Annotated in this window: 20 protein-coding genes and 1 riboswitch; of the genes, 7 read left to right on the top strand and 13 right to left on the bottom strand. The window is 71.1% G+C overall.

From position 1 onward, the window contains the following. Window positions 1-85 precede the first annotated feature (85 nt). Window positions 86-1144: a ferritin-like protein gene (locus tag ACFV04_RS34710; protein ID WP_380534883.1), complete on the bottom strand. Its 1059-nt coding sequence runs from the start codon at window positions 1142-1144 to the stop codon at window positions 86-88. A 201-nt stretch (window positions 1145-1345) separates the two neighbouring features. On the opposite strand from ACFV04_RS34710, the gene ACFV04_RS34705 reads away from it, so the two are divergent. Further along, the gene (locus ACFV04_RS34705; protein ID WP_380534881.1) at window positions 1346-2083 is read left to right on the top strand and encodes an SMI1/KNR4 family protein; all 738 of its coding nucleotides are present in this window, start codon (window positions 1346-1348) and stop codon (window positions 2081-2083) included. A gap of 197 nt (window positions 2084-2280) precedes the next feature. Here the strand turns inward: ACFV04_RS34705 and ACFV04_RS34700 are convergent, their stop codons facing one another. From ACFV04_RS34700 to ACFV04_RS34665, 8 genes are all read right to left on the bottom strand, one after another. Next, window positions 2281-2754, bottom strand: a complete 474-nt coding sequence (locus ACFV04_RS34700) for a hypothetical protein (protein WP_380534879.1) — start codon at window positions 2752-2754, stop codon at window positions 2281-2283. Window positions 2755-2835: 81 nt separating this feature from the next. Beyond that, complete coding sequence (locus ACFV04_RS34695) at window positions 2836-3831, bottom strand: ribonucleotide-diphosphate reductase subunit beta (RefSeq protein ID WP_380347508.1); 996 nt, start codon at window positions 3829-3831, stop codon at window positions 2836-2838. A gap of 20 nt (window positions 3832-3851) precedes the next feature. Further along, complete coding sequence (locus ACFV04_RS34690; protein WP_380347509.1) at window positions 3852-6272, bottom strand: ribonucleoside-diphosphate reductase subunit alpha; 2421 nt, start codon at window positions 6270-6272, stop codon at window positions 3852-3854. A gap of 190 nt (window positions 6273-6462) precedes the next feature. Further along, a riboswitch (cobalamin riboswitch) is annotated at window positions 6463-6606 on the bottom strand. 65 nt (window positions 6607-6671) lie between these two features. Then, a complete protein-coding gene (locus ACFV04_RS34685; protein ID WP_380347475.1) occupies window positions 6672-7904 on the bottom strand; it encodes a ricin-type beta-trefoil lectin domain protein in 1233 nt (410 codons plus the stop codon). 80 nt (window positions 7905-7984) lie between these two features. Next, window positions 7985-9283: a glycoside hydrolase family 26 protein gene (locus ACFV04_RS34680; protein WP_380347476.1), complete on the bottom strand. Its 1299-nt coding sequence runs from the start codon at window positions 9281-9283 to the stop codon at window positions 7985-7987. Continuing rightward, window positions 9283-11406 carry a glycosyltransferase family 2 protein gene (locus ACFV04_RS34675; protein ID WP_380534877.1) on the bottom strand — a complete coding sequence of 708 codons (2124 nt, stop codon included), beginning with the start codon at window positions 11404-11406 and terminating at the stop codon, window positions 9283-9285. Before ACFV04_RS34675 ends, ACFV04_RS34680 begins: the two co-directional genes overlap by 1 nt. 257 nt (window positions 11407-11663) lie before the next feature. Continuing rightward, entirely contained in the window at window positions 11664-12746 is a 1083-nt protein-coding gene (locus ACFV04_RS34670) for a DUF2510 domain-containing protein (RefSeq protein WP_380534875.1), read from the bottom strand. 74 nt (window positions 12747-12820) lie between these two features. Beyond that, window positions 12821-13315 (bottom strand): N-acetyltransferase, encoded by a 495-nt coding sequence (locus ACFV04_RS34665; protein ID WP_360259450.1) that lies wholly within the window; start codon window positions 13313-13315, stop codon window positions 12821-12823. 399 nt (window positions 13316-13714) lie between these two features. On the opposite strand from ACFV04_RS34665, the gene ACFV04_RS34660 reads away from it, so the two are divergent. Next, window positions 13715-14671, top strand: a complete 957-nt coding sequence (locus tag ACFV04_RS34660; protein WP_380347479.1) for a helix-turn-helix domain-containing protein — start codon at window positions 13715-13717, stop codon at window positions 14669-14671. Between the two features lie 55 nt (window positions 14672-14726). Here ACFV04_RS34660 and ACFV04_RS34655 read toward each other — a convergent pair whose 3' ends face one another. The 4 genes from ACFV04_RS34655 to ACFV04_RS34640 form a co-directional block, all read right to left on the bottom strand. Then, complete coding sequence (locus tag ACFV04_RS34655) at window positions 14727-15521, bottom strand: histidine phosphatase family protein (RefSeq protein WP_380534873.1); 795 nt, start codon at window positions 15519-15521, stop codon at window positions 14727-14729. Window positions 15522-15675: 154 nt separating this feature from the next. Continuing rightward, window positions 15676-17289 (bottom strand): monocarboxylate uptake permease MctP, encoded by a 1614-nt coding sequence (mctP, locus tag ACFV04_RS34650; RefSeq protein ID WP_380347481.1) that lies wholly within the window; start codon window positions 17287-17289, stop codon window positions 15676-15678. Next, a complete protein-coding gene (locus ACFV04_RS34645) occupies window positions 17286-17549 on the bottom strand; it encodes a DUF3311 domain-containing protein (protein WP_380534871.1) in 264 nt (87 codons plus the stop codon). Before ACFV04_RS34645 ends, mctP begins: the two co-directional genes overlap by 4 nt. 469 nt (window positions 17550-18018) lie before the next feature. After that, complete coding sequence (locus ACFV04_RS34640; protein WP_030057964.1) at window positions 18019-18810, bottom strand: GntR family transcriptional regulator; 792 nt, start codon at window positions 18808-18810, stop codon at window positions 18019-18021. Window positions 18811-19147: 337 nt separating this feature from the next. Here ACFV04_RS34640 and ACFV04_RS34635 point away from each other — a divergent pair, with 337 nt between their 5' ends. The 5 genes from ACFV04_RS34635 (at window position 19148) to ACFV04_RS34615 (ending at window position 25720) form a co-directional block, all read left to right on the top strand. Then, entirely contained in the window at window positions 19148-20437 is a 1290-nt protein-coding gene (locus ACFV04_RS34635) for an extracellular solute-binding protein (RefSeq protein WP_380534869.1), read from the top strand. A gap of 135 nt (window positions 20438-20572) precedes the next feature. After that, window positions 20573-21601: a carbohydrate ABC transporter permease gene (locus ACFV04_RS34630; protein ID WP_380534867.1), complete on the top strand. Its 1029-nt coding sequence runs from the start codon at window positions 20573-20575 to the stop codon at window positions 21599-21601. Next, entirely contained in the window at window positions 21598-22425 is an 828-nt protein-coding gene (locus tag ACFV04_RS34625) for a carbohydrate ABC transporter permease (protein WP_380347484.1), read from the top strand. Before ACFV04_RS34630 ends, ACFV04_RS34625 begins: the two co-directional genes overlap by 4 nt. A gap of 6 nt (window positions 22426-22431) precedes the next feature. Further along, window positions 22432-23985 carry a glycoside hydrolase family 3 protein gene (locus ACFV04_RS34620; RefSeq protein ID WP_380534865.1) on the top strand — a complete coding sequence of 518 codons (1554 nt, stop codon included), beginning with the start codon at window positions 22432-22434 and terminating at the stop codon, window positions 23983-23985. 457 nt (window positions 23986-24442) lie between these two features. Beyond that, on the top strand, window positions 24443-25720 hold the full coding sequence (locus ACFV04_RS34615) for an extracellular solute-binding protein (RefSeq protein WP_380534885.1): 1278 nt from the start codon (window positions 24443-24445) through the stop codon (window positions 25718-25720). Window positions 25721-25773 lie beyond the last annotated feature (53 nt).

The following is a 25773-nucleotide window of genomic DNA, read 5'->3' as shown; positions in this document are numbered from 1 at the left end:
GGTGCGGACCCTGGTCCGCACCGGCCTCCGGCGTTTCCGGGCCGGCGGTGTCACGTTCGCGCGCCGTATCCGGTCCGACCGTCGGCTACGGGAGGAAGAGCCACTCCGGTCCGTAGGTGAACCGGGGCGTGGCGGGCAGCTTGATGGCGTACAACTGCCGTGCGAAGTCGCCCAGATCGCTCATGTGCCCGATCGCGTCGGAGAGCGAGCCCGCGTTGCCACGCCAGGCCGCTTCGAGGGAGCGCAGCATGTCGCTGTAGGCGGTGTTGAAGTCGCGCAGCACGGCCGCGGTGGTCCGGTCGGGCTCGTTGCCGGGGGAGTTGATCCAGCCGCCGGCCGGGACACGGGGGACCGGTGAGGCGTCCGGCAGCGGGAGGTCGGGGCCGGCGAACCCGTACGTCCCGGTCTGCTCGTCGAAGACGAGCTTCCTGCCGACGGCGATCTCCTTGAAGGCGTAGTAGTGGGCGAGTTCGCCGGGGGCCCCGGGGAAGGGGTTGTCCGGGGAGGCGTCGGTGCCCTCGCCCTGGGTCCGGATGACGTCGAGCGCCTTCAGCACGTCGTCGATGGTGTTCATCGCGACGATGTCGTTGCCGGCGCCGTGGCCGATCGCCCCCAGCGGGAAGGTCACCTGGTTCCGCCCGGTCAGCAGGTGCGCGAACTTCGGGAAGACGTTGGCGATGCGCTGGTAGAAGGCGCCGATGGTGTTGCCGTCGGCGGCGAAGGCGAGCGGGTTCTCCGGCTTCTCGATGTCGGAGAACAGGCCGGCCGACTCCCGGGACAGCCCGCTGAGGTAGACCTCCAACCCCGGGTTGACCCCGCCGGGCAGCTCGCCGGGGTACTTGGGCACGGTGGCCGGATCGGTGAGGACGACCGTGCCGCCGATGCTGGTGAGCATGTTGCAGACCAGGCCGAAGTGCGACATCTCGTCGAAGACGATCTCGCGGATGGTGTGGCGGACCGGCTTGCTGTTGTCGGGGTCGGTGATCGACCAGAGGGCGGTGGCGTAGGGCGGGATGGTGGAGAGCTCAAGCATGATCGCCCGCTGCAGCGCGTCCTTGAGCTCCTGCTCCGTCCAGTCCTCCTCGGCCATGCTCATGAGCTGGACGATCGCGTCGCTCTCGTAGTCCAGGATTCCGCTCGTCACGGTGGGCCCCTTTCGTTCGGCGTGCTCGTTCGGCCGTGCGCCGGACGGTAACCGGGGCGCGGTCGTCCGTCGGCGCGGAATGTCGGTGTGGCCTCGGAGTTCATCCGGACGGGCGGGGCGGGGGCGCTGCCGGAGGAGGTGTGGCCGGCCGCCGCCCCGGGCGGTCCGGACGGTGTCGTGGTGCCCGGGTACGGTACCGGGGTGCCCAGGACATTCGATCTTCCCACCGAGTTGGCCTCCTCACTCGCCGGCCCGGCCGCCGCCTGGCGGTTCGTCGAACGGTTCGCCACGCATCTCGGAGCGCCGGTCGAGGCGACGGACGGTTGCACGGAGGAGGAGCTCGCCGCCGCCGAGCAGCGCCTCGGCCTGCGGCTGCCCGGCGCGCTGAGGGAGGCGTACGGGAGGTTCGGGCGGCGGTTCGATCTGTTCGGGGGCCAGGAGCAGTGGATCCCGCTGGAGGACGTGGAGGTGGAGGACGGGGTCCTCGTCTTCCTGGCCGAGAGGTACTGGTACTGGGCGGTCGGGATCCCGGTCGCCCAGGCCGTCGACGACGACCCGCCTCTGGTGACGGACGCGACCCCGGGCGACCCGGTGGCAGCCGTCTGGCAGCCGATGGCCGACCGCTTCTCCGCCGCCTTCGTGGAGTCGGTGCTGAACGGGAACCTCCTCTGCGACGACATGGGCGGGATGCGTCGGGAGATGATGCCCGGCGACCTCGAACGCGTGGAGCGGGAACTCACCCCGATGCCGCCCTTCGAGGACGGGCCGGAGGAGGACGGCTGCCGGTGGTACGCGGGGCCGGACGTGCTCGTCTGTGTCGACCGGACGGACCCCGACGTCCAGCTGGGCTGGATCTGCGTCCGGGCCTTCAACCGGCAGGCCCTCGACGGGATGTGCGGGGCCCTGCAGGGTGACTGGACCCACACCATGAACTACTGAGCGGGCTGCCCGGTCGGGCAGGGCAGGCGTGGCCGGGTCTTGTCGGGGCACACGATCACGTAGTGGCCCGCCCACCGGTTGTCGGACACCCGGCGGGACCGGGCCACGTCGGAGGCCCGGGCCGGCTGGTGGAGGACCGACTGAATCAACAGTGGTGCCCCGCACGGGCTGTGGCCGTGCGGGGCACCACTGTTCGCTCAGGTGAGGTTGTCGACCCAGAAGAGGACGGTCCGCAGGACCGCGCCCGGGGCGCCGGCGCCGAAGCCGACGACCATGGCCTGGCCGACCGCGACATCCGTCGGGTCGATGCCCTGGGACCAGGTGATCCTCGCGTCGAGGCCGGGGATGGTCCTCCCCGGGGCGTAGGAACGGAACGATCCGTGCGCGTGGGCGATGAGGGTGCCGTTGCGGCGCAGTTCGGCGCGGCGGAGGCCGGTCGACCTCAGCTCGTAGGTGCGGTCGCCCAGAACTGCGTTACGGGTGCGGGACTTCCGGCTGGTCGGGATGGTGTGGCCGTTGATGTTCAGCGCGCCGTGGTCGCGGTCGGGCACCACCGTGACGGTGGGCATCCCCGCCCCCTGGATCCGCGCCACGACGGACGGCCAGCGGTCGTGGCTGAGCTGTATCGGCCCGAACGGGCCGTCGATCACACGCTGTTGGAGCTTGGGCATGCCTGGGCTACTCCTGAACACCGGGTGGCAAACAGCGGAGCCGCCGTCACGGCAGCTCCGCTGTTGCTGAACGATCTCGACTCAGAAGTCGTCGTCGAAGGACACCGAGCCCTCGACCGCGACCTGGTACGCCGACACGCGGCGCTCGAAGAAGTTGGTCAGCTCCTGGACGTTCTGGAGCTCCATGAAGCCGAACGGGTTGGTCGACCCGTAGCGGATCGGCATGCCCAGGCGGGCCAGGCGCTGGTCGGCGACGGCCTCCAGGTACTGGCGCATGGAGTCGGTGTTCATGCCGGCCAGGCCGTCACCGCACAGGTCCTGGGCGAACTGGAGCTCGGCCTCGACGGCCTCCTCCAGCATCTCCGTGACCTGCTTGGCCATTTCGTCGTCGAAGAGGTCGGGCTCCTCCTCGCGTACGGTGTCCACGACCGACATGGCGAAGTCCATGTGCATGGACTCGTCGCGGAACACCCAGTTGGTGCCGGTCGCCAGGCCGTGCAGCAGGCCGCGGCTGCGGAACCAGTACACGTAGGCGAACGCGCCGTAGAAGAACAGGCCCTCGACGCACGCCGCGAAGCAGATCAGGTTCAGGAGGAACGCGCGGCGGTCCTCCTTGGTCTGCAGCGAGTCGATGTGGTCGACCGCGTTCATGTACTTGAAGCAGAACTGGGCCTTCTGGTGGATGGAGGGGATGTTCTCCACCGCGGCGAAGGCCGCGTTGCGGTCCTCCGGGTCCGGAAGGTAGGTGTCCAGCAGCGTCAGGTAGAACTGGACGTGCACGGCCTCCTCGAACAGCTGGCGCGACAGGTACAGGCGCGCCTCCGGGGAGTTGATGTGCTTGTAGAGGCTCAGCACCACGTTGTTCGCGACGATCGAGTCGCCGGTCGCGAAGAACGCCACGAGGCGGCCGATCAGGTGGCGCTCGCCCTCGCTCAGCTTCGCCAGGTCGGCGACGTCCGAGTGCAGGTCCACCTCCTCGACGGTCCAGGTGTTCTTGATCGCGTCCCGGTACCGGTCGTAGAACGACGGGTAGCGCATCGGGCGCAGGGTCAGCTCGAAGCCGGGGTCGAGCAGCATCTTGCGGTCTTCGGGGGTGCTCACTGGCAGGCCTCGCAGGACTCGGGGTTCTCCAGGGAGCAGGCCAGCGCGGCTTCCTGCTCCGGGGTGAGGGCGGGGGTGCCCACCGGGATCGTCTCGGCGGACACGGGCACGGCCGCGCGGGCGGTGCCGGAGGCGGCCTGGGCGATGCGGGTGGCCGGGCGCGACCGCAGGTAGTAGGTGGTCTTCAGACCGACCTTCCACGCGTAGGCGTACATCGAGCTGAGCTTGCCGATGGTCGGCGCCGCCATGAAGAGGTTCAGCGACTGGCTCTGGTCCAGGTACGGCATGCGGGCCGCGGCCAGGTCGATCAGCGCGCGCTGCGGCAGCTCCCACGCGGTGCGGTACAGCGAACGGACCTCGGCCGGCAGCCAGTTCAGCTCCTGCACCGAGCCGTTGGCGTCGCGCAGCGAGTCGCGGGTCTGCTGGTCCCAGACGCCGAGCTCCTTGAGCTCGCGCACCAGGTACGGGTTGACCTGGAGGAACTCGCCGCTCAGCGTCTCGCGCTTGAACAGGTTGGACACCTGCGGCTCGATGCACTCGTACACACCGGCGATGGACGCGATGGTCGCGGTCGGCGCGATGGCCAGCAGCAGCGAGTTGCGCAGGCCGGTCTCGGCGATGCGGGCGCGCAGCGCGGTCCAGCGGTCGGCCCACTGCGGGGCGGCCGTCGGGAAGTGGTCGATGTGCAGCTCGCCGCGGGCGGCGCGGGTCTCGCCGTACGCCTCGTGGCGGCCCAGCTGCTCGGCCAGGTCCGCGGAGCGCTCGTACGCGGTGAGCATGATGCGCTCGGCGATGAGGGTGGAGAGGGCCTTCGCCTCGGCGGAGTCGAAGTCCAGCCGCAGCTTGAAGAAGACGTCCTGCAGGCCCATCACGCCGAGGCCGACCGGGCGCCAGCGGGAGTTGGAGGCGCCGGCCTCGACGGTCGGGTAGAAGTTGATGTCCACCACGCGGTCGAGGAAGGTGACGGCGGTGCGCACGGTGGCGTCCAGCCGCTCCCAGTCCATGGCGTTGACCAGGTCGGCGGCGGTGGCGCCGGCGGCGACGTGGGCGCCGAGGTTGACCGAGCCGAGGTTGCAGACGGCGGTCTCGGAGTCGTCCGTGACCTCCAGGATCTCGGTGCACAGGTTGGAGGAGTGCACCGTCCGGCCCGGCAGCGCGGTCTGGTTGGCGGCGCGGTTGGAGGCGTCCTTGAAGGTCATCCAGCCGTTGCCGGTCTGCGCCAGGGTGCGCATCATGCGGGCGTACAGGGTCTGCGCGGGGATCGTGCGGACGGCCTTGCCGGCCAGCTCGGCCTTGCGGTACGCCTCGTCGAAGTCGGCGCCCCACAGGTCGACCAGCTCGGGCACGTCGGCCGGGGAGAACAGCGACCAGTCCGCGTTGGCGTTGACCCGGCGCATGAACTCGTCGGGGATCCAGTGCGCCAGGTTGAGGTTGTGGGTCCGGCGGGCCTCCTCGCCGGTGTTGTCGCGGAGCTCCAGGAACTCCTCGATGTCGGCGTGCCAGGTCTCCAGGTAGACGCAGGCCGCGCCCTTGCGCCGGCCGCCCTGGTTGACGGCGGCGACGGAGGAGTCGAGGGTGCGCAGGAACGGCACGATGCCGTTGGACTTGCCGTTGGTGCCGCGGATCAGGCTGCCGCGCGAGCGGATGCGCGAGTAGGACAGGCCGATGCCGCCGGCGTGCTTGGACAGGCGGGCGATCTGCGCGTAGCGGTTGTAGATCGAGTCCAGGTTGTCCAGCGGGGAGTCGAGCAGGTAGCAGCTCGACATCTGCGGGTGGCGGGTGCCGGAGTTGAAGAGCGTCGGGGAGGACGTCAGGTACTCCAGGCGGCTCATCAGGCCGTACAGCTCGGCCACCTCGCGCACCGACTGCTCGTTGTCGCCGACCGCCAGGCCACACGCGACGCGGAGCAGGAAGTGCTGCGGGGTCTCGACCACCTTGCGGGTGATCGGGTGGCGCAGCAGGTAGCGGGACTGCACGGTGCGCAGGCCGAAGTACTCGAAGCGGTCGTCGCCGGTGGTGTCGATCAGCGCGTCCAGGGCGGCGGCGTGCTTGGCGACGAAGGCGGCGGTGGTGTCGCCGATCAGGCCCTCGGCGTGGCCGACGGCGATCGAGGCGGAGAAGGACGTGGAGCCCTGGCTGTTCGCCTCGTCGACGATCTCGAGGGCGAGCAGGCGGGCGGCGAGCTTCGAGTACTGCGGGTCCTCGGCGATCATCGACGCGGCGGCGTCCACGGCCAGCCCGCGCAGCTCGGCGAAGTCCGAGCCGGCGTGGCGGCCGCGCAGCGCGGCGGCGGCGACATGGCCGGGGTCGACCTCGGTGAGGTCGGCACTGCGGTCGGTGAGCAGCCGCAGCAGGGCGCCGCCGGGGTCGGAAACCGTCGGGTCGGTGAAGGCGGTACCGGAGCCCTGGGCGGGCAGGGTGGCTGAGGCAGCGGTGGTCAAGGCGCTCTCTCCTGGCGGCGATCGGCGGCGGTGATCGGGGGTACCGGACCGATCGGGGCAGGGGAGCACGCGCGCGGGCGCAAGCGGCGTCCGCGCGACGGTGGCATCCCCGGCCCGCCCGCGAGGCCCGGAAGGAAACTGCTCGTGCTGCCGGCCTCTGCGGGAGGGCCTGTGGCACGCCGTCGGCAGGTACTCGGACTCGCGGGAACGGCTCGTGGAGCCGCCCGCACACCGCTGCGGGGCAGTCCCGGATTCCCACCGGGTTCCCCTGCATCGACAGCAGGGACGAGCATACATCTAGTGGCGTGAGTCCGATGCAGCCCCACATGTAGTGTCGCGCAGCACAATTGTTCGACTGTGTGTGCGATAAACTGCTCAGGCCGGGGGGTGCCATTCCTGGCCCGTACGGGCCTCGCACGGGCGCATCCGCACCTGCCCGGCCCCGGCCGGCGCGGCGCCCGGATTCTCGATGCAGCGCCCCGTGTCCCGGTTCGCCAGCTGCCCCGTCGCGGTCACCCGCCAGCGCTGGTCGGGACGCGCGGTGCACCCCGTGAGGACGGGGAAACCGAGCTCCGGATCCTCCACGCAGCGCCCGCCCTGGCCGATCGAGCCGTCGTCCCCCATGGTCCAGCTCTGCGCGGGCGTGCCGTCGCAGGTGCCGGTGCCGATCGCGGCCGGATCGCCCGCCACCCGGCTGTCCAGGCAGAGGCCGGGCAGGGCCGAGGTGATCGCGCCGCTCGGCTGCCCGGCGGCGGCCTGGAACGAGAAGGAGTCGCTGCTGAGCCCGGCGCCGCCGTCCCAGATCTCGAACCCGGCCTGGACGGCGCACAGGTACGAGCCGGCCGGGACGTAGCCGCGCTGGGCGGCGTCACGGGTGAAGGCCCGCAGGTCCAGGTCGGTGACGGAGGTCGTGCCGGTGGCCATCTCGTAGGTGATCAGGGTGTGGCTGCTCTTCTTCGGCGCCTCGTACACGTGGTACGAGGTGCCGCCGACCTGCAGGTCGCCGGTCTGCCGGCCGAACGGGGTCTTGCCGTTGCCCCGCAGCCAGATCATCAGCTCGGCGCTCTCGGTGAAGGAGCAGCTGGTCCGGCTGGTGCTGTACCAGACGTCGTAGGACACGTTGTAGACGCCGCCGTCGACCTGGGTGGTGCGCCAGCTGCTGGTCGCGTACCGCAGGTTGTCGACCGCGATGGGCAGCGGGCCGGTGCCGGGCTGGAGCTGGGTGCTGATGTGCGGGTAGGCGCCGGGGCCGCGGTCCGGGTCCGTGAGGCTCGCCGGACCGATGCCGCTGCGGGTCACCCGGAAGCCGGTGCCGCCGTCGGTGGCGCTGATGCACAGGCCCCCGGTGGCGTTCCACTCGTTCGGGTTGATCAGGTAGCGGCCGGAGTCGACGGGCTGGGAGGGGTAGCGGTTCTCCCCGGTGGAGCAGATCTCGCCCGCCGTGGCGGCCGGCAGCGGGGTGACGGCCGGGGTGGCCCGGGCGGGCTCCTTCCGGTCCTGCGGGATCAGCACCGCGCACAGGGCCAGCACGACCGCGATGGTCGGCGCGAGCCACCACCAGGGGCGCGGGAGGCGGCGCCCGGTTCCGGGCGCGAAGGGGTGGGGCACGGGGCTCGCGCCTCCTTGCTGCGGTGTCGTGGGCCGGGGCGGTGTCGTGGGCCGGTACGCGGGCCGGGGCGGTGGTGTGCTCACCCGGCGGGGGTGGAGCCCGACCGGGGCCGGGTCGTGGCGGGGGTCGGCTTCTTGACGGGGGGCTTCGCCGCGCCGGTGCCCGTCGGGCCGGGGGTGGCCGGGGGCGCGGGGGGCGCGGTCGGCGGCGCGACGGTCAGCGCGGGCTCCGAGTGCACGGTCCAGGGCGTGTCGTAGCGGGGCGCGGCGACCCCGGCGGCGAACGCCTCGGAGGCGGCGGTGGACGCGGCCACCCGCCAGTCGACCTCCTTGCGCGACTCGTACCAGATCACGCCGATGATGTCCGGGTGCTGGGGGAGCTGCGAGAACATCTCGGTGATCCACTGCGCCTTGAGGCCGGAGGTGTCGGTCGCCCCGGTCTCGGTGATCACCACCGGCTTGCGGCTGAACGCCCGGATCTGGTCGATGGTCGGCTGGAAGATCTGGTCGAACGACTTGTACTTCTCGACGCCGGTGGTGCCGTAGTAGCCGGACAGGCCGATCCAGTCGACGTAGTCGTCGCCGGGGTAGAGGCTGCTCAGGCTGGTGGCGTTCTCGTAGTCGACGTTGGGGCTCCACACCCAGGTGACCCGGGTCGCGCCGACCTGCTTGAAGATGTCGTGCACGTGCCGCCAGGCCTGGACGTACTGGCCCTTCCTGTTGCCGTTCGACTGCTCGGCCCAGGGGTACCAGTAGCCGTTCATCTCGTGGGCGAAGCGCAGCGCGACGGGGTAGCCGAGGCCCTTGACGCCCTCGGCCCAGGTCCTGATGTAGTCGTCGAACCTGCCGTCGATGATGTTGGAGAGGGCGTACTCCGGCTGCTCGCCGCGGAGCTTGTCCTCCTTCGCCTCCTTGCGGTAGTCCCAGGGCTCCCAGGCGACCATCGGCATGATGCCGCGCTCGGCGACGGTGTCGAACACCCGGCGGTCGAACTTCCGGTCCCACCAGCCGACCGAGAACTCCAGCACGTTCGGCTGGTGCTTGACGGCAGCGGTGAACTCGTCGAGGGGGCCGAGGTCGTACGGGCCGGGCTTGGTCATGATGCCGGTGAACGCGCCGCCGGCGGGCGGGAACTGCGGCGGCTGGGGCGTCGCGGTGGGCGACGGGGACGCGGTCGCGCCCGGGTCGGCGGAGGGGGCCGGCGGCGCGGCCAGGGCGGTGGTCAGCCAGCTCGGCATCGCGGTCGGGGCCGCGCCGGCGAAGCTGTACGGGTCCTGGTGCCGGTCGTGGGAGAGCCGGGGAGCGAGCACGAAGGTGTACCCGACCATCAGGACGAGGGCGACCAGTGCGGCGATCCGGGGGATGGTGATCCGCAGCATCAGCGGGCCTCCCGCTCGTTCCGGCGGCCGGCCCGGGCGGGCTCCAGCAGCTCCTCGAACCCGTCCTCGGCGGCGAGTTCGGCATCCAGCTCGGCATCCAGCTCGGCGTCGAGGTCCTTGTCGAGGTCCTTGTCGAGGTCCTCGTCGAGGTCTCCGGCGAGTCCCGCGCGGGCTCCGGGGGCGGGGGCTCCGGCGGGCCCGTCGGTGCGCGGGCCGGGCAGCCGCCCGGGCGCGGGGGCCTCGGTGGCCTCTGCGGCCTCGGTGGCGGCGTCGGTGGCCTCCTCGGCGCCGGCGGCGTCCCCGGTGGCGGCCTTGGCGGTGGCGGCCCGCTGGGCGCGGGCCTCGCGGCGCGCGCCGACGAAGGAGATCACCAGCGGTGCGAGGCCGGTGAACAGGCTGACCCCGGCCCAGAACCGCAGGATCCAGATGTCGTGGTGCAGCGTGAAGCTCGCACCGAGCAGTCCGCCCGCGACCGCCGCCCACAGCAGGTGCAGCCGGAACGTCGACAGCGACTCGGCGCTGCGCAGGTCGCCCTTGGCGGTGACGGCGTAGGCCAGCGGACGGCGCAGCAGGGCCGCGATCGCGGCGGCGACGTAGACCGGGCCGGCGAACAGGGCCAGCCCCATGCCGGCCATGCCGATCTCGCGGCGCTCGTGCGCGGCCAGGTTGAACCGGCGCAGCCAGAGCCACAGCACCAGCCAGCTGCCCATGCTGGCGCCCCACAGGGCCATCCAGTGGGTGCTGTTGAGGTGGATGGAGGTGATGCCGAGCGCCAGGTAGACGGAGGTGGCGAGGCTGCCCAGGACGGTGTTGAGCGCCACGCTCGGGTAGTAGAACTGGACCAGACCGTAGAGGATCCGCTGGCGCAGCCGCAGCTTGATGCCCGAGCGCAGCCGGTTCTTGAGCAGGATCTCCCAGATGCCGTACGCCCAGCGCTTCTGCTGGTTGAAGTAGTCGGTCCAGGAGGTCGGGCCCTCGCCGACGGCCAGCACGTCGGGGGTGTAGACGCCCTTCCAGTGGTGGCCGGTCCCCGGGTTGACGGAGGCCTGGATCCGCATGCTGGTGAGGTGGTCCTCGATGATCGAGTCCTGGTAGCCGCCGATCTGCTGCCAGGCGGTGGGCCGGTACAGGTGGTTGGTGCCGATCAGCAGCGGCGCGTCCATGCCGTTGCCGCCGCGCTCGACCAGGCCGGAGAACAGGTACTGCTGCACGGAGGCGCCGTGGGCGACCCAGTTGTCGTACATGTTGCCGTAGACCTGGGGCGCGACCACGAAGGCGATGTCGGGGTCGCGGAAGTAGCCGAGGGTGCGCTCCAGGAAGCAGGGCAGCGGGACGTGGTCCGGGTCCATCTGGGCCACCACGTCGTAGCCGTGCTCGTGCTCGGCCCGCCAGGAGTTGTGGTTGCCGGACTTGGTCTTGGCCCGGAACTCGCCCTCGGCCTGGTTGTACTCCGGGCGTCCCTTGCGGGTGAAGTGGTGGACGCCGAGCCGGGCGGCCATCTTCTTGACCCGGTCGTCGTCGCCCTCGTCGAGGATCCAGACGTCCACCTGGCCGTCGTACTCGATCCGCAGCATCGCCGCGAGGGTGCGTTCGACGATCTCGATCGGCTCCTTGGAGGGCACGATCGTGGTGAGCACGGCGACCCGCAGGCCGGACGGCGGGGTGACCGGGACGGGGTCCTTGGCGCGGAACGCGAAGACCCAGACGGCGAGGTTCTGAACCAACCGGATCACTTCGACCGTGATAACAGCACAGAAGCAGATTCGCGCGACGTTGATCCGCCAGTCCGGGGACCAGCCCACGCCGGAGCCGGGAATGTGTTCAGGGAGGAGCAGCCAGCCGACGAAGGCGAGACCGGCGAGCGCGTTGACGGTCACCAGGAGCGTCGTCACGAACGTGACGCCGCGTGAGGAGACCGAGCGGTACCGGACGGTGGCGCCGTCCTCGCCCGCGCTCAGCGGGCCGGTGCTGTCGGCGCACGCGATGTAGGCGCGCTGGGCCGAGGAGTTGCGCAACTCGCGGCGGACGATGCGCCGTTCGTGCCGGGCGCGGGGCAGGACGCGTCCGTGGCGTCCGCGTACCCGGTTGCCGCGTTTCGTTGCCTGTTCGTTGGTGGAGTCCACCGGTCAACCCCCGTACAGCGGACCGGTCGTGCCGGAGCGCTGGTTCCCTGCTCTGTCACCGCCCGCCGGCACCGGACACCCGGCCGTCGGGTCGACGGCAACGCGGCGTGTCGGCGCCCCTCATGGGCTTGGCTGATAGTCGTTCGATCGGCCAGCATACGGGCCGTGGTCGCCTGGTCCCGGCCCGGGGTCGGCAGCCGGGCGCACCGGGCCCCGCAGGCGCCGCGGAGGGCGGGCCTGCGGGTGGAGCGGCGGCGTCAGGGCGTGATCTTGACGGAGTTCGCGATCTGGTCCATCAGTGCCAGCGGCGGTGCCTCCGCCGCCTGGTCCAGGCAGATCTGGAGCACCGGGACGGTGGTGGCCCCGGCCGCCGGGGTGACTTCGAGGACACCGCAGTAGCTGTCCGGCGTGGAGGAGCCGCTGGACATCGGGACGTGCCACAGCGCGAGGTAGCCGTCCATGCCCTGGATCTTGACGGCGGACTGCTTCACCGGATCCGGCGGCGTCGGCGCGTCGGATCCGTAGCGGGTGTTGTACAGCAGCTGGCCCATGCCGAGGACCAGGGACTTCGAGTCGGACCAGCCGCCGTTGAAGACCCGGAGGTTCTGGATGACCAGGCCCCGGGTGCAGGCCCCGCTGCCGTGGCCCACGCAGGCGTACGGGTTGACCGCGTAGCGGACCTCGTTCGGCGCCTTGGCGTCGACCTGGACCTGCCAGTCCGCCGGCAGCATGAAGTTCATCTTCGAGTCCTGGCCGGTGATCGGCCGTCCGCCCGGGAACTGCTGGCCGCCGGTCAGGGCGGTGCCCATGAAGCCGTTCGGGCTCTTCGGGTCGGCAGGCGCCGCGGTCGCGGTCGGATCGGCCTTCGCCGGGCCGGTCTTGGCGGTCTTGTGGCCGACCACGTAGCCGGCTCCCGCCATGGCGACCGACAGCACCACGGCGCCGACGCCCAGCAGGATCCGGTGCTTGGTGCGGTTCGGCTCGACGGTCTCGAACACCACCGAGGTGGGGACCGGCTTGGGGGCCGGCATCCCGGGCGAGAGCTGCGGGGCCGGTACGGCGCCCTGGGCCGGCACGGCGTGCGGCGTCGGCGCGGCGTGCGGCGTCGGCGCGGGCGCCACCGGGGGCGCGGGCTGCGGGGCCGGCACCGCGGGGGAGACGGCCGTCGGCGCGGCGGCGTTCTGCGCGGCATGGCCGGGGAAGGGGCTCGCGGGTGCGCTGCCGCCTCCCGGCTTGGCCTGAACCTTGTCGGTCCAGGTCGAACCGTCCCACCAGCGCAGCGTATTGGGCTGCCCGGAAGGGTCCTCGTACCAGCCGCTAGGCGCACTCCCCGTCGTCATGCGGCGGATACTAGCAGCGAGCCGATCCGATGGTCATTTCAAGTCAGCGGGAGCGTACGGCGGCAGACGGGCGCTCAGAACGCCAGGGTGTAGACCATCAGGTCCATCCCCGGGTACGGCGACCAGTCGCGCTCGGGGGTGCGCCGGAAGCCGACGCGCTCGTAGACGCGATGGGCGGCGGTCATCTCGGGGCGGGTGGAGAACGCCATGCCGGCCAGGCCGAGGTCGCGGCTGCGGGCGAGCGAGGCGCGCACCAGTGCCTCGCCGACGCCGCGGCCGCGGGAGGCGGTGTCGGTGGCGAGCATCCGGATCTCGCCCTCGCGCGCGGTGGCGATGTCCGCCCACTCGGTGCCGCCGACCGCGAAGGTCACGCAGCCGAGGACCCGTCCGCCGGCCGGCTCGACCGCGACCAGGAGTTCGGCCTCCCGGGCCCGGCGGTCGGTGTCGCGCAGCAGCTCGACGTAACTGCTCCCGGGCGAGGTGAAGCCGCCGCCGACGAAGGCGTCGACGGTGATGCGGCCGGCGTCTTCGAGGTCCTCCGGAAGGGCCGGGCGGATGAGGTAGTCCATGCGGCCAGTGTGCCGGAGCCGTGCGGGGTGCGAAGCTCCGGGGTCGAACGGACCGGGAGGGTGGCCGGATCGGTGGAGGGGCGCAGCGAGGCGGCGGGCATGGTGCCGTACAGCCGCTCGGGGCGGGCAAGGTCGGCCGGGTAGCCGCCCGGGCGGTGGTGGTTGTCGCGGTCGGCTGCCGGGCCGCGGGAGACCTCGCGGCCGATCAGGACGCCGAGCAGGCCGAAGCCGCCGACGGTTCCGGCCAGGGCCAGTGCGCTGGCGATGGTGTCGCTGTCCATGGGCTCCACTCTGGCCGGGCGGGGCGACGGCCACGAGTGGCAGGAATGACCGATTGCCTCGAAATCCTGCCACCCGGCACCTTCCGCCGCGGCGGGCGGCCGGGGCATCCTGGACGGCATGCTGAAGAACGTGGTCGCGGTGGTGCTGGAGGAGATCCACCCCTTCGAACTGGGAGTGGCCTGCGAGGTGTTCGGCCTCGACCGGACCGCCGACGGGCTGCCCGGCTACGACTTCGCGATCGCCGGCGCCCACCCGGGGCCGCACGCCACCCACGCCGGCTTCGCGGTGGACGTCCCGCACGGCCCCGAGCGGCTGGCCGGGGCCGACCTCGTGGTGGTCACCGCGGCGCGGATCCGGGAGAGCTACCCCGAGCCGCTGCTGGCGGCGCTGCGCGGGGTGGTGGCGGACGGTGGCCGGGTGCTCTCCATCTGCAGCGGCGCCTTCGTCCTGGGCGCCGCCGGGCTGCTGGACGGCCGCCGCTCCACGACCCACTGGCGGCACAGCGAGCAGCTGGCCGCGCGCTTCCCGCGGACCGCCGTCGAGCAGGACGTGCTGTACGTGGACGACGACCCGGTGATCACCTCCGCCGGGACGGCGGCCGGCATCGACGCCTGCCTGCACCTGGTGCGCCGGGCGCAGGGCGCGGAGGTGGCCCGGGAGATCGCCCGCCGGATGGTGGTGGCACCGCACCGGGAGGGCGGGCAGGCCCAGTTCGTGAACCGCCCGCTGCCCGAGTGCGACGGCGACTCCCTGGCCCCGCTGCTCGACTGGATGCGCCACCACCTGGACGAGGAGGCCACCGTGGAGCAGCTGGCCGCCCGGGCGCACATGTCGCCGCGCACCTTCGCCCGCCGCTTCCAGCAGGAGACCGGCACCACCCCGCACCGCTGGCTGGTCGGGCAGCGGGTGCTGCTCGCCCAGCGGCTGCTGGAGTCCACCACCGAGCCGGTGGACGCGATCGCCGCCCGCTGCGGCTTCGGCAACGCGGCCGCCCTGCGGCACCACTTCGGCCGTCGGCTGGGCACCACGCCGCTGGCCTACCGGCGGTGCTTCGCCGACCCGGCGTTGCGCTGACCGCGCTGACCGCGCTGACCGCGCCGACCGCGCCGACCGGAGGGCCGGTGGACCGTCAGTTCGCCTCTGCGGCCAGGTGGTCGACGCCGTTCCAGCCGTCCGGTCGCAGCCGCCCGTCCTGGGCCCGCCACAGGCTGGTGGAGCAGTTGTGCACCGGCCCGAGCGCGATGAGCTGCTCCTCGGTGAGCCGGTCCAGCGCGTAGCGGAGCATGAGCACCGTGCAGTCGTGGGCGACCAGCAGGACGGGCCGGCCGGCCTCCTCCTCGCAGACGTCCCGCAGCAGGCTGCGGACCCGCAGCGCGACGTCGGCCCAGGACTCGCCGCCGGGCGGACGGTAGTACAGCTCGCCCATCTTGCGCCGCCGGGCCGCCTCCTCCGGGTGCTTGGCCTCGATGGCGGCCTTCGGCAGCATCTCCAGGACGCCGAGTTCGCGGTCGCGCAGCCGCTCGTCGTAGCGGACGGTCAGCGAGACGGGGACGGCGCCGAGGCCGGCGGCCTGGGCGAGCGCGATTCCGGCGGTCTCGGCGGTGCGCACGTACGGCGAGCACCAGACGCTGCGCGGGCGGTCGGCGCCGGGCAGGGCGGCCCACCAGTGGCCGAGTGCCTGGGCCTGCTGCCGGCCGTGCAGCGACAGCGGGATGTCGGCGTCGCGGCAGCTGATCGGGACGCTGAGCGCGCCGGCGGCCTCGGCCAGCTGGAACTCGACGTTGGCGGTGGACTCGCCGTGCCGGGTCGCGATCAGCAGGGAGGGCAGCCGGGTGGCCGCCGCGGGGCGGTGGGCGGTGATGTGGTGGTGCTGGCTCTGGGTGGACTGGTGCTGGCCGTTGAGGGTGGTACCGAGTTCTGCCATGGCCGCGAGCTCCCCGTGGTCGATCAGGTTCCGGCCGGTTGCCGGTCCGGTCTGGTGGTGCCCGGCGTGCACGCCTGTTCATACATATGATCGCGCCGCCCTCTCCAGTGTTCACGGAGAAGACGGCGCGATCACAGGGCGCGTACCGCGCGAATCAGTGCGCCGCTACGGGCTCCGGCGCGTTCTTCAGCTCGTCGTCGCCGGCCTCGGCGCTGTAGTCCGACGGCCTGGTCTCGTCCGGGCCCTCCGGCGCCTTCACGGCCCGCAGCACCAGGGTCAGCACCACCGCGACGACCAGGTTGAGCGCGAACGCGGTCAGCCCGATGTAGCCGATCTCGCCGATGCCGGGGATCCCGGCCGAGTTGCCGCCGAAGTGCTTGGTGGCGGGGCTGGCGATCCCGTACGCCTTCCAGGTGCCGTAGACCATGCCGGCCGCCCACCCGGCGAACAGCGCCCAGTGGTGGAACCAGCGGGTGAACAGGCCGCCGACGATCGCCACGAAGGTCTGCAGGATCCACAGGCCGCCCAGCAGCTGGAGGTTGATCGCGGCCTGCTTGTCCATGCCGAGGACGAACACCAGTGCGCCGACCTTCACCAGCAGCGAGACCAGCTTGGCGGTCCGGGTCTCGTCGGCGGGGGTGGCGGAGGGCTTGAGCCAGTCCTTGTAGACGTTGCGGGTGAAGAGGTTGGCCGCCGCGATCGACATGATCGCGGCCGGCACCAGCGCGCCGATCCCGATCGCGGCGAAGGCCACGCCGGTGAACCAGTCCGGGAACATGTCCGCGAACAGCTGCGGCACCGCGAGCTGGGAGTTGTAGCCCTTGACGCCCTTGCCCACGCCCGCCGCGATCGCCATGAACCCGAGCAGCGCCAGCAGGCCCAGCATCAGCGAGTACGCGGGCATGATCGCCATGTTGCGGCGCACGGTGTTGCGGGACTTGGAGGCCAGCACGCCGGTCACCGAGTGCGGGTACATGAACAGTGCCATCGCCGAGCCCAGGGCCAGCGTGGCGTACGTCCACTGGCTGCCGTGCGGGACGGTCATCGACCCCTTGGCTCCCGGCGCGCTGAACTTGTGCGCGGCGGCGTCGAAGACGTGCCCGTAGCCGCCCAGCCGGATCGGGATGTAGATCACCGCGACGATGATCACGATGTAGACGAGGGCGTCCTTGACGAAGGCGATCAGCGCCGGGGCGCGCAGGCCGGAGGAGTAGGTGTAGGCGGCCAGCACGCCGAAGGCGATGAACAGCGGCAGGTCCTTGACGAACCAGTTGGCGTTCTCCCCGCCGCCGACCCCCAGCACGTCCAGCACCGCCTGGATGCCGACGAGCTGCAGGGCGATGTACGGCATGGTGGCCAGGATCCCGGTCAGCGCGATCACCAGCGACAGCGGCCGCGAACCGTACCGGCCGCGCACGAAGTCGGCCGGGGTCACGTAGCCGTGCACCCGGGAGACCGACCAGAGCCGGGGCAGGAAGAGGAAGACCAGCGGGTAGGCGATGATCGTGTACGGCACCGCGAAGAAGCCGGCCGCGCCGGTCGCGTACACCGCCGCCGGGACGGCGACGAAGGTGTACGCGGTGTAGAGGTCGCCGCCGAGCAGGAACCAGGTCACCCAGGTCCCGAAGTTGCGACCGCCCAGGCCCCACTCGTCCAGGTGCGCCGCGTCGTCCGCGCGGCGCCAGCGCGAGGCGAGGAAGCCCATCACCGTGACCAGGGCGAAGAACAGCACGAAGACCACGAGGGCCGGCACGTTGACGTCCTTCATCGCGCACCGCCCTTCCGGGCCGCCTTGCGGGCCTTCTCGTCCCGGGTGATCAGCAGGTAGGCGGCGACGGTGAAGACGGCCGACACCGGCACCCAGAGCAGCTGGTACCAGTAGAAGAACGGCACCCCGGCCACCGCCGGGTCCTCCTTGTCGTACGAGGACACCCACAGCATCGCGACGATCGGCACGAGCAGGGCGAGACCGGCCAGCACCTGCTCGGGGGTCACCGCCGGGACGGCGGCCCCGGCTGGCTCGGGCATGACATCTTCGAAGGTATCGGGATCAGACGGCATCTTCGGCTCCGCTCCGGAGGGTTTCTCCCCGTCGGCGCCGCAGCCCCGGAGGCGTCGCACGCCCCCGCGAGCCCGCCGAGCAGCACCATCGGTGATCGGCAGTCAGTACGGCTGCGCAATCTAGAGCATGGGGTGATCCATGTCACCGGAAACGACGGAACTTCCCACCAGTCGGACGTGACCGACCGATCTCCGCCGTCGCGGGGCGCGAACGGGACGGTCGCCGGAGGCGGGTGTCACCGGTGCCGGACGCGGCCGGCGTCTCGGCGGGGCGCAGGCGGCCAACCGCAGGACGCGGCCGGGGCGCCGTCGCGACGACTCGGAAGAAAGTCCGTCACGGAACGCGAAGGGCACCGGCGCGCAGGTCGCGCGCGCCGGTGCCCGGGGCGCGGTGGGGGAGTGCGCCCGGGCCGGGCGCCCCTCCGGGAGCGGGTGCCTACTCCGGCCGCTTCAGGCGGGTGATGAACTTGTAGCGGTCGCCCCGGTAGATGGAGCGGACCCACTCGACCGGGTCGCCCTCGGCGTCGAAGGAGTGCCGGGACAGCTGCAGCATCGGCAGGCCCAGGTCGGAGCCGAGCAGCCCGGCCTCGCGCGGGTCGGCCAGCGTGGTCTCGATGGTCTCCTCGGCCTCGGCCACGGTGACCCCGTACACCTCGCGCAGTGCCGCGTACAGGGAGTTGTGCTTGGCCAGGTTGCGTCGCAGCGCGGGGAAGCGCTTGGCGGACAGGTGCGCGACCTCGATGGCCATCGGGTCGCCGTTGGCCAGCCGCAGCCGCTCGATCCGCAGCACGCGGCCGCCCGGCTTGATGTCGAGCAGCGGGGCGAGCCGGTCGTCGGCGGTGATGTAGCCGATCTCGATCAGCCGGGAGGTGGGCTCCAGGCCCTGGGCGCGCATGTCCTCGGTGTAGGAGGTGAGCTGCAGTGCCTGGGCGACCTTGGGCTTGGCGACGAAGGTGCCCTTGCCCTGGATGCGCTCCAGCCGGCCCTCGACGACCAGCTCCTGAAGGGCCTGGCGGACGGTGGTGCGCGAGGTGTCGAACTGGGCGGCCAGCGCGCGCTCCGGCGGGACCGGGGTGCCGGCGGGCTGGGTCTCGGTGAGCTGGAGCAGGTGGCGCTTGAGTCCGTAGTACTTGGGGACGCGCGCGGTCGGGTCGGCGCCGGTCTGCGTCGGGAGGTTCTTCACCTCGGGGTCGTCGGCCTGGGCGGTGGTTCCCCCGTCGCTGCTCATCGGACCTGTTCTCCCGCTTCTCGCAAGGCCTTCACAGACCCCGCCACATCGTTAACGGGTCACATCGTTGCATGTATGGCTACGGAACGAATACCTCATCACGCGATGAACGATGCGCGGTGTCGGCTTGATAACGGGTGGTCGAGATCGGTCGAACAGCCGTTGACAGGCCCATTGGTCTAGGCCAAGCTCCAGGCATCTGGTCTACACCACTAGGCCGGTAACTACGAATCCCCCCACCCGCTCGAAGGGGTCCGCGGCGCCAATTCCCCCGCTTTGTGTGGGTCTGCCGCTGCCGCCCGACGGGGGTAAACCAGGCATCCCTCAGGAGGATGGCGTGAAGCGTCAGCTCATCGCGGCGGTCGGCGTCGCAGCAATGGTCGTCGGCCTGGCGGCTTGTGGTTCGGACGGCAAGAAGAGCGACGGCGACTCGAAGTCGTCGTCCGCCTCGGCGGCCGACAAGTACAAGGGCAAGACGCTGAAGGTGTGGACCATGACCGGCTCGGCCCCGAAGGGCTGGACCGACACGGTCAAGACCGAGTTCGAGACCACCTACCCGGGCTCGAAGGTCGACTTCCAGGCCCAGGAGTGGACCGACATCGGCCCGAAGGTCACCGCCGCCCTGTCCGAGGGTTCGGTCGACGTGCTGGAGGTCGGCAACACCCAGACCGCGGGTTACGCGGCCTCGGGCGGCCTGCTCGACATCACCAAGGACAAGTCCGCGCTGGGCGGCGACAACTGGGCCGCCAACCAGAACGAGGCCGCGATCCTGGACGGCAAGCAGTACGCCGCCCCGTGGTTCGTCACCAACCGCGTGGTCGCCTACAACAAGGACCTGTGGGCCAAGGCCAACCTGACCGACGCCCCGAAGACCCTGGACGAGTTCTACGCCGACCTGGAGAAGCTGAAGGCCGTCCCGGGTGTCGTCGACCCGATCTACATGCCCGGCCAGGAGTGGTACGTCTACTTCGGTCTGCTGACCAGCGAGGGCGGCAAGATCGCGAAGAAGGACGGCGACAAGTGGGTCGGCGGCCTGTCCTCGCCCGAGGCGCAGAAGGCCTTCGAGACCTACAAGAAGCTCCAGGGCTACTCGGCCACCGGTCCGAAGGACAAGGACGAGGCCACCCCGCAGCAGAAGGACGTCTTCGGCGCGGGCAACGTCGGCACCATGATCGGCCTCGGCTGGGAGCTGCCGAAGGAGGAGGTCCTGCCGGCGAGCAAGATCGGCTTCTTCCCGCTCCCCGGCAAGACCGCCGACAAGCCCTCCGGCGTGTTCCTCGGTGGCTCGAACCTCGCGATCGCCTCGCAGAGCAAGAACACCGACATGGCGAAGGACTTCCTGAAGATCGCCCTCAACGACAAGAACGAGGGCCTGGTCGCCGCGGCCGGCAGCATCCCGAACAAGGCCACCCTGAACGGCCAGATCACCGGCGACTTCGCCAAGGCCGCCCAGTCGGCCGCCGCGGTCGGCGCGATCACCCCGAACACCCCGAACTGGGCCAGTGTCGAGGACAAGCCGAACCCGATCAAGGACTTCCTGACCGCCGCCCTGCAGGGCGGCGACTACGCCGCCACGGCCAAGAAGTACGACGACGAGATCGCGAAGCGACTGAACCAGAAGCAGTAAGCACCCGGGGCCTGTCGTCGAACTCCCGCCCGCGGGGCGACGACAGGCCCCGGCGGCGTCGCTCACCGGTCCCCGGCGGGGGGCCGGTGGGCGACGCCTGTCCGTCGTGGCCAGGGTTGTGAGGAAGTGAGAACGATGGCTGTGCATTCGGAGCGGGTGCAGACGCAGTCCCCCGATCCAGGGGAGGCCGTTGCGGCCCGTGTCGAGACGAGCGCCACGGGCGGCGGCTCCGGGGGTGCCGCGCCGAAGCGCACCAGATCCGCGGGCGGCCCCGGGCTGGGCGCCCGCCTCGCCCCGTACCTGCTGCTGCTGCCGGCCACCGTGGCGACGCTCGCCCTGCTGGGCTGGCCGCTGCTGAAGACCGTGCTGCTGTCGTTCCAGAACCTCAACCGGCGCCAGCTGGTCATGCACATCACCGAGTGGAACGGCTTCGACAACTACAAGGAGCAGCTGACCGATCCGGAGTTCTGGTCGGTCACCGGGCGCACCGTCGCCTTCACCGCGATCAACGTGGTGCTCATCATGGTCGCCGGCACCCTGGTCGGCCTCCTGCTGAACCACCTCGGCAAGAAGATGCGGCTGCTGCTGCAGATCGGCCTGCTGATGGCCTGGGCCATGCCGGTCGTCGCCGCGACCACCGTCTACACCTGGCTCTTCGACTCGCAGTGGGGCGTCGTCAACTGGTGCCTGGACCAGCTGGGTTGGCACTCGATGGCCGACTACAACTGGCTCAGCAACGAGTACACGACCTTCTTCGTCGTCATCCTGCTGATCGTCTGGATGTCGATCCCGTTCGTGGCGTTCAACATGTACGCGGGCCTGACCACCATCCCGAGGGAGCTCTACGAGGCCGCCCGGATGGACGGCGCCGGCTCCCTCAAGATCTTCAGCGCGGTGATCTTCCCCAACCTGAAGCCGTTCTTCCTGGCCACGACCTTCCTCGAAGTCATCTGGGTGTTCAAGTCCTTCACCCAGATCTACGCGATCAACGCCGGCGGCCCCGAGAAGCTGACCCGCACCCTGCCGGTGCACGCCTTCCTGGAGGGCTCCTCCGGCCAGCACTACGGCGTCGGCTCCGCGATCGCCGTGCTCACCATCCTGATGCTGGGCGCGCTGATGGCGTACTACTTCCGCATCATGATCAAGCAGGAGGACGAGCTGTGAGGCGCTCTCTCTTCGGACGTACCTGGCCGAACGTGATCGCGGTCGTCCTGTTCGTCTTCTTCGTCTTCCCCGTCTACTGGATGTTCGCGACGTCCTTCAAGCAGGACCAGGACATCATCAGCAAGACGCCGGTCTTCGTCCCGCTCGACGGGACCTTCGACCACTTCGTCACCGCGGTCGACGCCCCGAACTTCTGGACGTACGTCACCAACAGCATCACCGTCACCGTCGGCGCGGTGCTGCTCTCGCTGGTGATCGCGACCCTGGCGTCCTTCGCCATCGCCCGGATGAAGTTCCGCGGCCGCAAGGGCTTCGTGCTGGTCGTCATGATGGCGCAGATGGCGCCCTGGGAGGTCATGACCATCGCGGTCTACATGATCTCCCGCGACAACGAGCTGCTGAACAGCCTCGTGCCGCTGACCCTCTTCTACATGATGATGATCCTGCCCTTCACCATCTGGACGCTGCGCAGCTTCATCGCCGCCGTGCCGAAGGAGCTGGAGGAGTCGGCCATGGTGGACGGCTGCACCCGCACCCAGGCCTTCGTGAAGGTGATCTTCCCGCTGCTGGCCCCGGGCCTGATGTCGACCTCGCTGTTCGGCTTCATCACGGCCTGGAACGAGTTCCCGCTCGTCCTGATCCTCAACAAGGACGAGGGCAAGACCCTCCCGCTGTGGCTGTCGTCCTTCAAGACCGCCTTCGGCAACGACTGGGGCGCCACGATGGCCGCGTCCACGATGTTCGCCATCCCCGTGCTGATCCTGTTCATCTTCCTGCAGCGCAAGGCCGTCGGCGGTCTCACCGACGGCGCCGTGAAGGGCTGAGTCACCGTGAGCATCCTCGTTCCCACCGTGCCGGACAGCGACCAGCTGCACCGCGACGCCCTGACCGTCCTGCAGCCCGGCTTCGTCGGCACCGAGCCGCCGCAGTGGCTGCTGCGCCACCTCGCCGCCGGGCTCGGCTCGGTCGCCCTGTTCGACCGCAACGTGGCCGACCTCGACCAGCTCTCGGCCCTCACCCGGGCGTTGCGCGCCGAGAACCCCGACCTCCTGATCGCCATCGACGAGGAGAGCGGCGACGTCACCCGGCTGGAGGCGGGCTCCGGCTCGTCCTGGCCCGGCAACCTCGCGCTCGGGGCGATCGACGACCCGGCGCTGACCCGGGACGTCGCCCGCGAGCTCGGCCGGGCGCTGGCCGCGGCGGGCGTCAACTACAACTGGGCGCCCACCGCGGACGTCAACTCCAACCCGCGCAACCCGGTCATCGGCGTCCGCTCCTTCGGCGCGGACCCGGAGCTGTGCGCCCGGCACACTGCCGCCTGGGTCGAGGGCCTGCAGTCGGCCGGCGTGGCCGCCTGCTCCAAGCACTTCCCCGGCCACGGCGACACCGCGGTGGACTCGCACCACGGCCTGCCGGTCATCGACGTCGACCTGGACGTGCTCCGGGCCCGCGACCTGATCCCGTTCCAGGCGGCGATCGCGGCCGGCACCAAGGCCGTGATGACCGCCCACATCATGATCCCGGCGCTGGACCCGGAGCTGCCGGCCACCCTGAGCCCGACCGTGCTGCGCGACCTGCTGCGCGCCGCCCCGGCCGACGGCGGCCTCGGCTACCAGGGCCTGATCGTCAGCGACGCGATCGAGATGGGCGCCATCGCCGACACCTTCGGGATGGGCGAGGGCACCGTGCTGGCCCTGGCGGCCGGCGCGGACGCGATCTGCGTCGGCGGCGGACTGGCCGACGAGGAGACCGTGCTGATGCTGCGCGACGCCATCGTGGCGGGCGTGCGGGCCGGGAAGCTCGACGAGGAGCGGCTGGCGGACGCCGCCGCCCGGGTCCGGGCACTGGGCAGCTGGGGCCGGATCTCGGCCCAGGGCGAGCGGCCGGAGCCGGACCTGGCGGTCGGCCTGCGGGCCGCGCGCCGGGCGCTGAAGGTGGTCCGGGCGCCGGGTCTGGTGACGCCCCCGGTGAGCGAGCGCCCGTACGTGGCCTCGTTCTCGGACGAGCCCAACATCGCGGTCGGCGACGTCACCCCGTGGGGCGTGGCCGGCATGCTGGCCGACCGCTTCCCCGGTACCCGCACCCGCGCGGTGTCGGCCGCCGAGGCGGCCCCGGAGCTGCTGGACGGCCTGGTCGGCGAGCTGGTGGCCGACGCCGAGGGCCGCCGCCTGGTGCTGGTGGTCCGCGACGCGCACCGCTACCCGTGGATGTCCGCCGTGCTGGGCCGCCTGGTGGCGGTTCGCCCGGACGCCGCCGTGGTCGAGATGGGGCTGCCCCAGTCCGAGCCGGTCGGCGCGCTCTACGTCGCCACCCACGGCGCCGCCCGGGTCTGCGGGCTGGCGGCCGTGGAGGTGCTCACCGGGCAGCCGGGAGCGGTCGGCTGAACCACCGGAGGAACGTCACCGGCCGGCTCCGGGAGGCGTCGGCCGACGGGCCCGTCATGCGCATGTCGCATGGCGGGCCCGTTCCGTTTCCCCGGTGTCGACCTGCGGATTCGCGAAGTGACCGTGCTCCCTCAAGCAGGCCTTAAATCCACCTTAAGTCCTACCGATGGTGACGGGGTGGCGACTGATCGCCACGGGGTACAACGGCTCTGCAACGTCCTTGGGCACAGGGACATTTGGCCGTTGACACCACCTTTGGTCTAGGCCAGAGTCCAGTCATCCGGTTCGAATTTCAACCTCGCCGGATGTGGTATCGGCCCACCCCGAAGCTCTGCGCCGCCCCCTGTCCGGACTCTCCGCCGCGGGCGCGCCCATCACGCTGCCGGCGGGCATCACGGCTCTAACACCCTCGGAGGACGGCGTGAAGAAGCGTCAGCTCGTTTCGGCGCTCGGGACCATGGCACTGGCGGCGGGCCTGACGGCCTGTTCCTCGTCGGGCGCACCGTCGGGCGACGGCAGGAGCGCCGCGGCCGACCCGAAGGCGGCCACCGGCACCGTCACGGTCTGGCTGATGGACGACGCCCAGAAGAACTGGCCCGACCTGGTCCAGCGGGTCAACGACGAGTTCGCGGCGAAGTACCCGAACGTCGCCCTCAAGCTCTCCTACCAGGGCTGGGCGGACAAGGTCACCAAGCTGGACAAGGCCATCGCCGAGGGCAGTGCCCCCGACGTGGTCGAGCTGGGCAACACCGAGACCATGAAGTACGTGCTGTCCGGCGCGCTGGCCCCGGTGGACCGGACCACCTTCGACAACTCCGACAGCTGGATCAAGGCCCTCGCCAACACCTGTACCTACCAGGACAAGCTCTGGTGCGTGCCCTACTACGCCGGCTCCCGGGTCGCCGTCTACAACTCCACCGCCTTCCAACAGGCCACCGGCAGCGCGGAGTTCCCCAAGACCGAGACCGAGCTGACGGCCGCCCTCGACAAGGTCGCGGACAGGAACAAGGCGGACAGGACCTTCTCCCCGCTCTACCTGCCCGGTCCGTACTGGTACGCGGCGATGAGCTACGTGGCCGCGTACGGCGGCAGCATCGCCAAGTTCGACAGCGCCGGGAACTGGCACGGCACCCTGCACGACGCCAAGTCCCAGGAGGGCATCGGCCACTTCGCCGATCTGGTGCGCAAGTACAACAAGGGCGACCTGACGGTGAACGAGCAGAACCAGTACGAGGCGATGTCCCGCGGGCACGCCGCCTCCTTCTACGGCAACGGCTACGAGGCGGCCAGCGTCACCGCGCCGGTCACCGGCGACCCGAGCCTCAAGGACTCCGTCAAGGTGGCCACCATGCCCGGCCCGGACGGCAAGCCGCTGCCGACCTTCATCGGCGGCTCCGACCTCGCCGTCACCGCCAAGTCCCCGTCGGCGGCGCCGGCGACCGACTGGATCCGGATGTTCACCAGCACCAAGTCCGAGCAGGCGCTGGCCGACAAGGACATCCTGCCGAACAACCTCACCCAGCTGAACCCGCTGAAGAACAAGCCGTCCACCGCCGCCGCGGCCAACGCCGTCCCGGACGCCTGGTTCACCCCGCTGGCGCCCGGCTGGGGAGCGGTCGAGAAGCAGAAGATCATCCCGGACATGCTGACCGCGATCCTCAAGGGCAAGTCGGTGGACCAGGCCACCAAGGAGGCCGACGCCGCGATCGACCAGCTGATCAACAAGGCGTCCTGACCCGCGCCCCGTCGTCGCGTCCACGTCCGTCCGCCGCCCGTCCGCCGTGTGTC

Origin of the sequence: Kitasatospora sp. NPDC059599 (assembly GCF_042735125.1) — a bacterium.
In the GTDB taxonomy this organism is placed as follows: Bacteria; Actinomycetota; Actinomycetes; order Streptomycetales; family Streptomycetaceae; genus Kitasatospora.
Note: the sequence above shows the minus strand (reverse complement) of the source record. Positions and strands in the feature narration are given on the sequence as shown.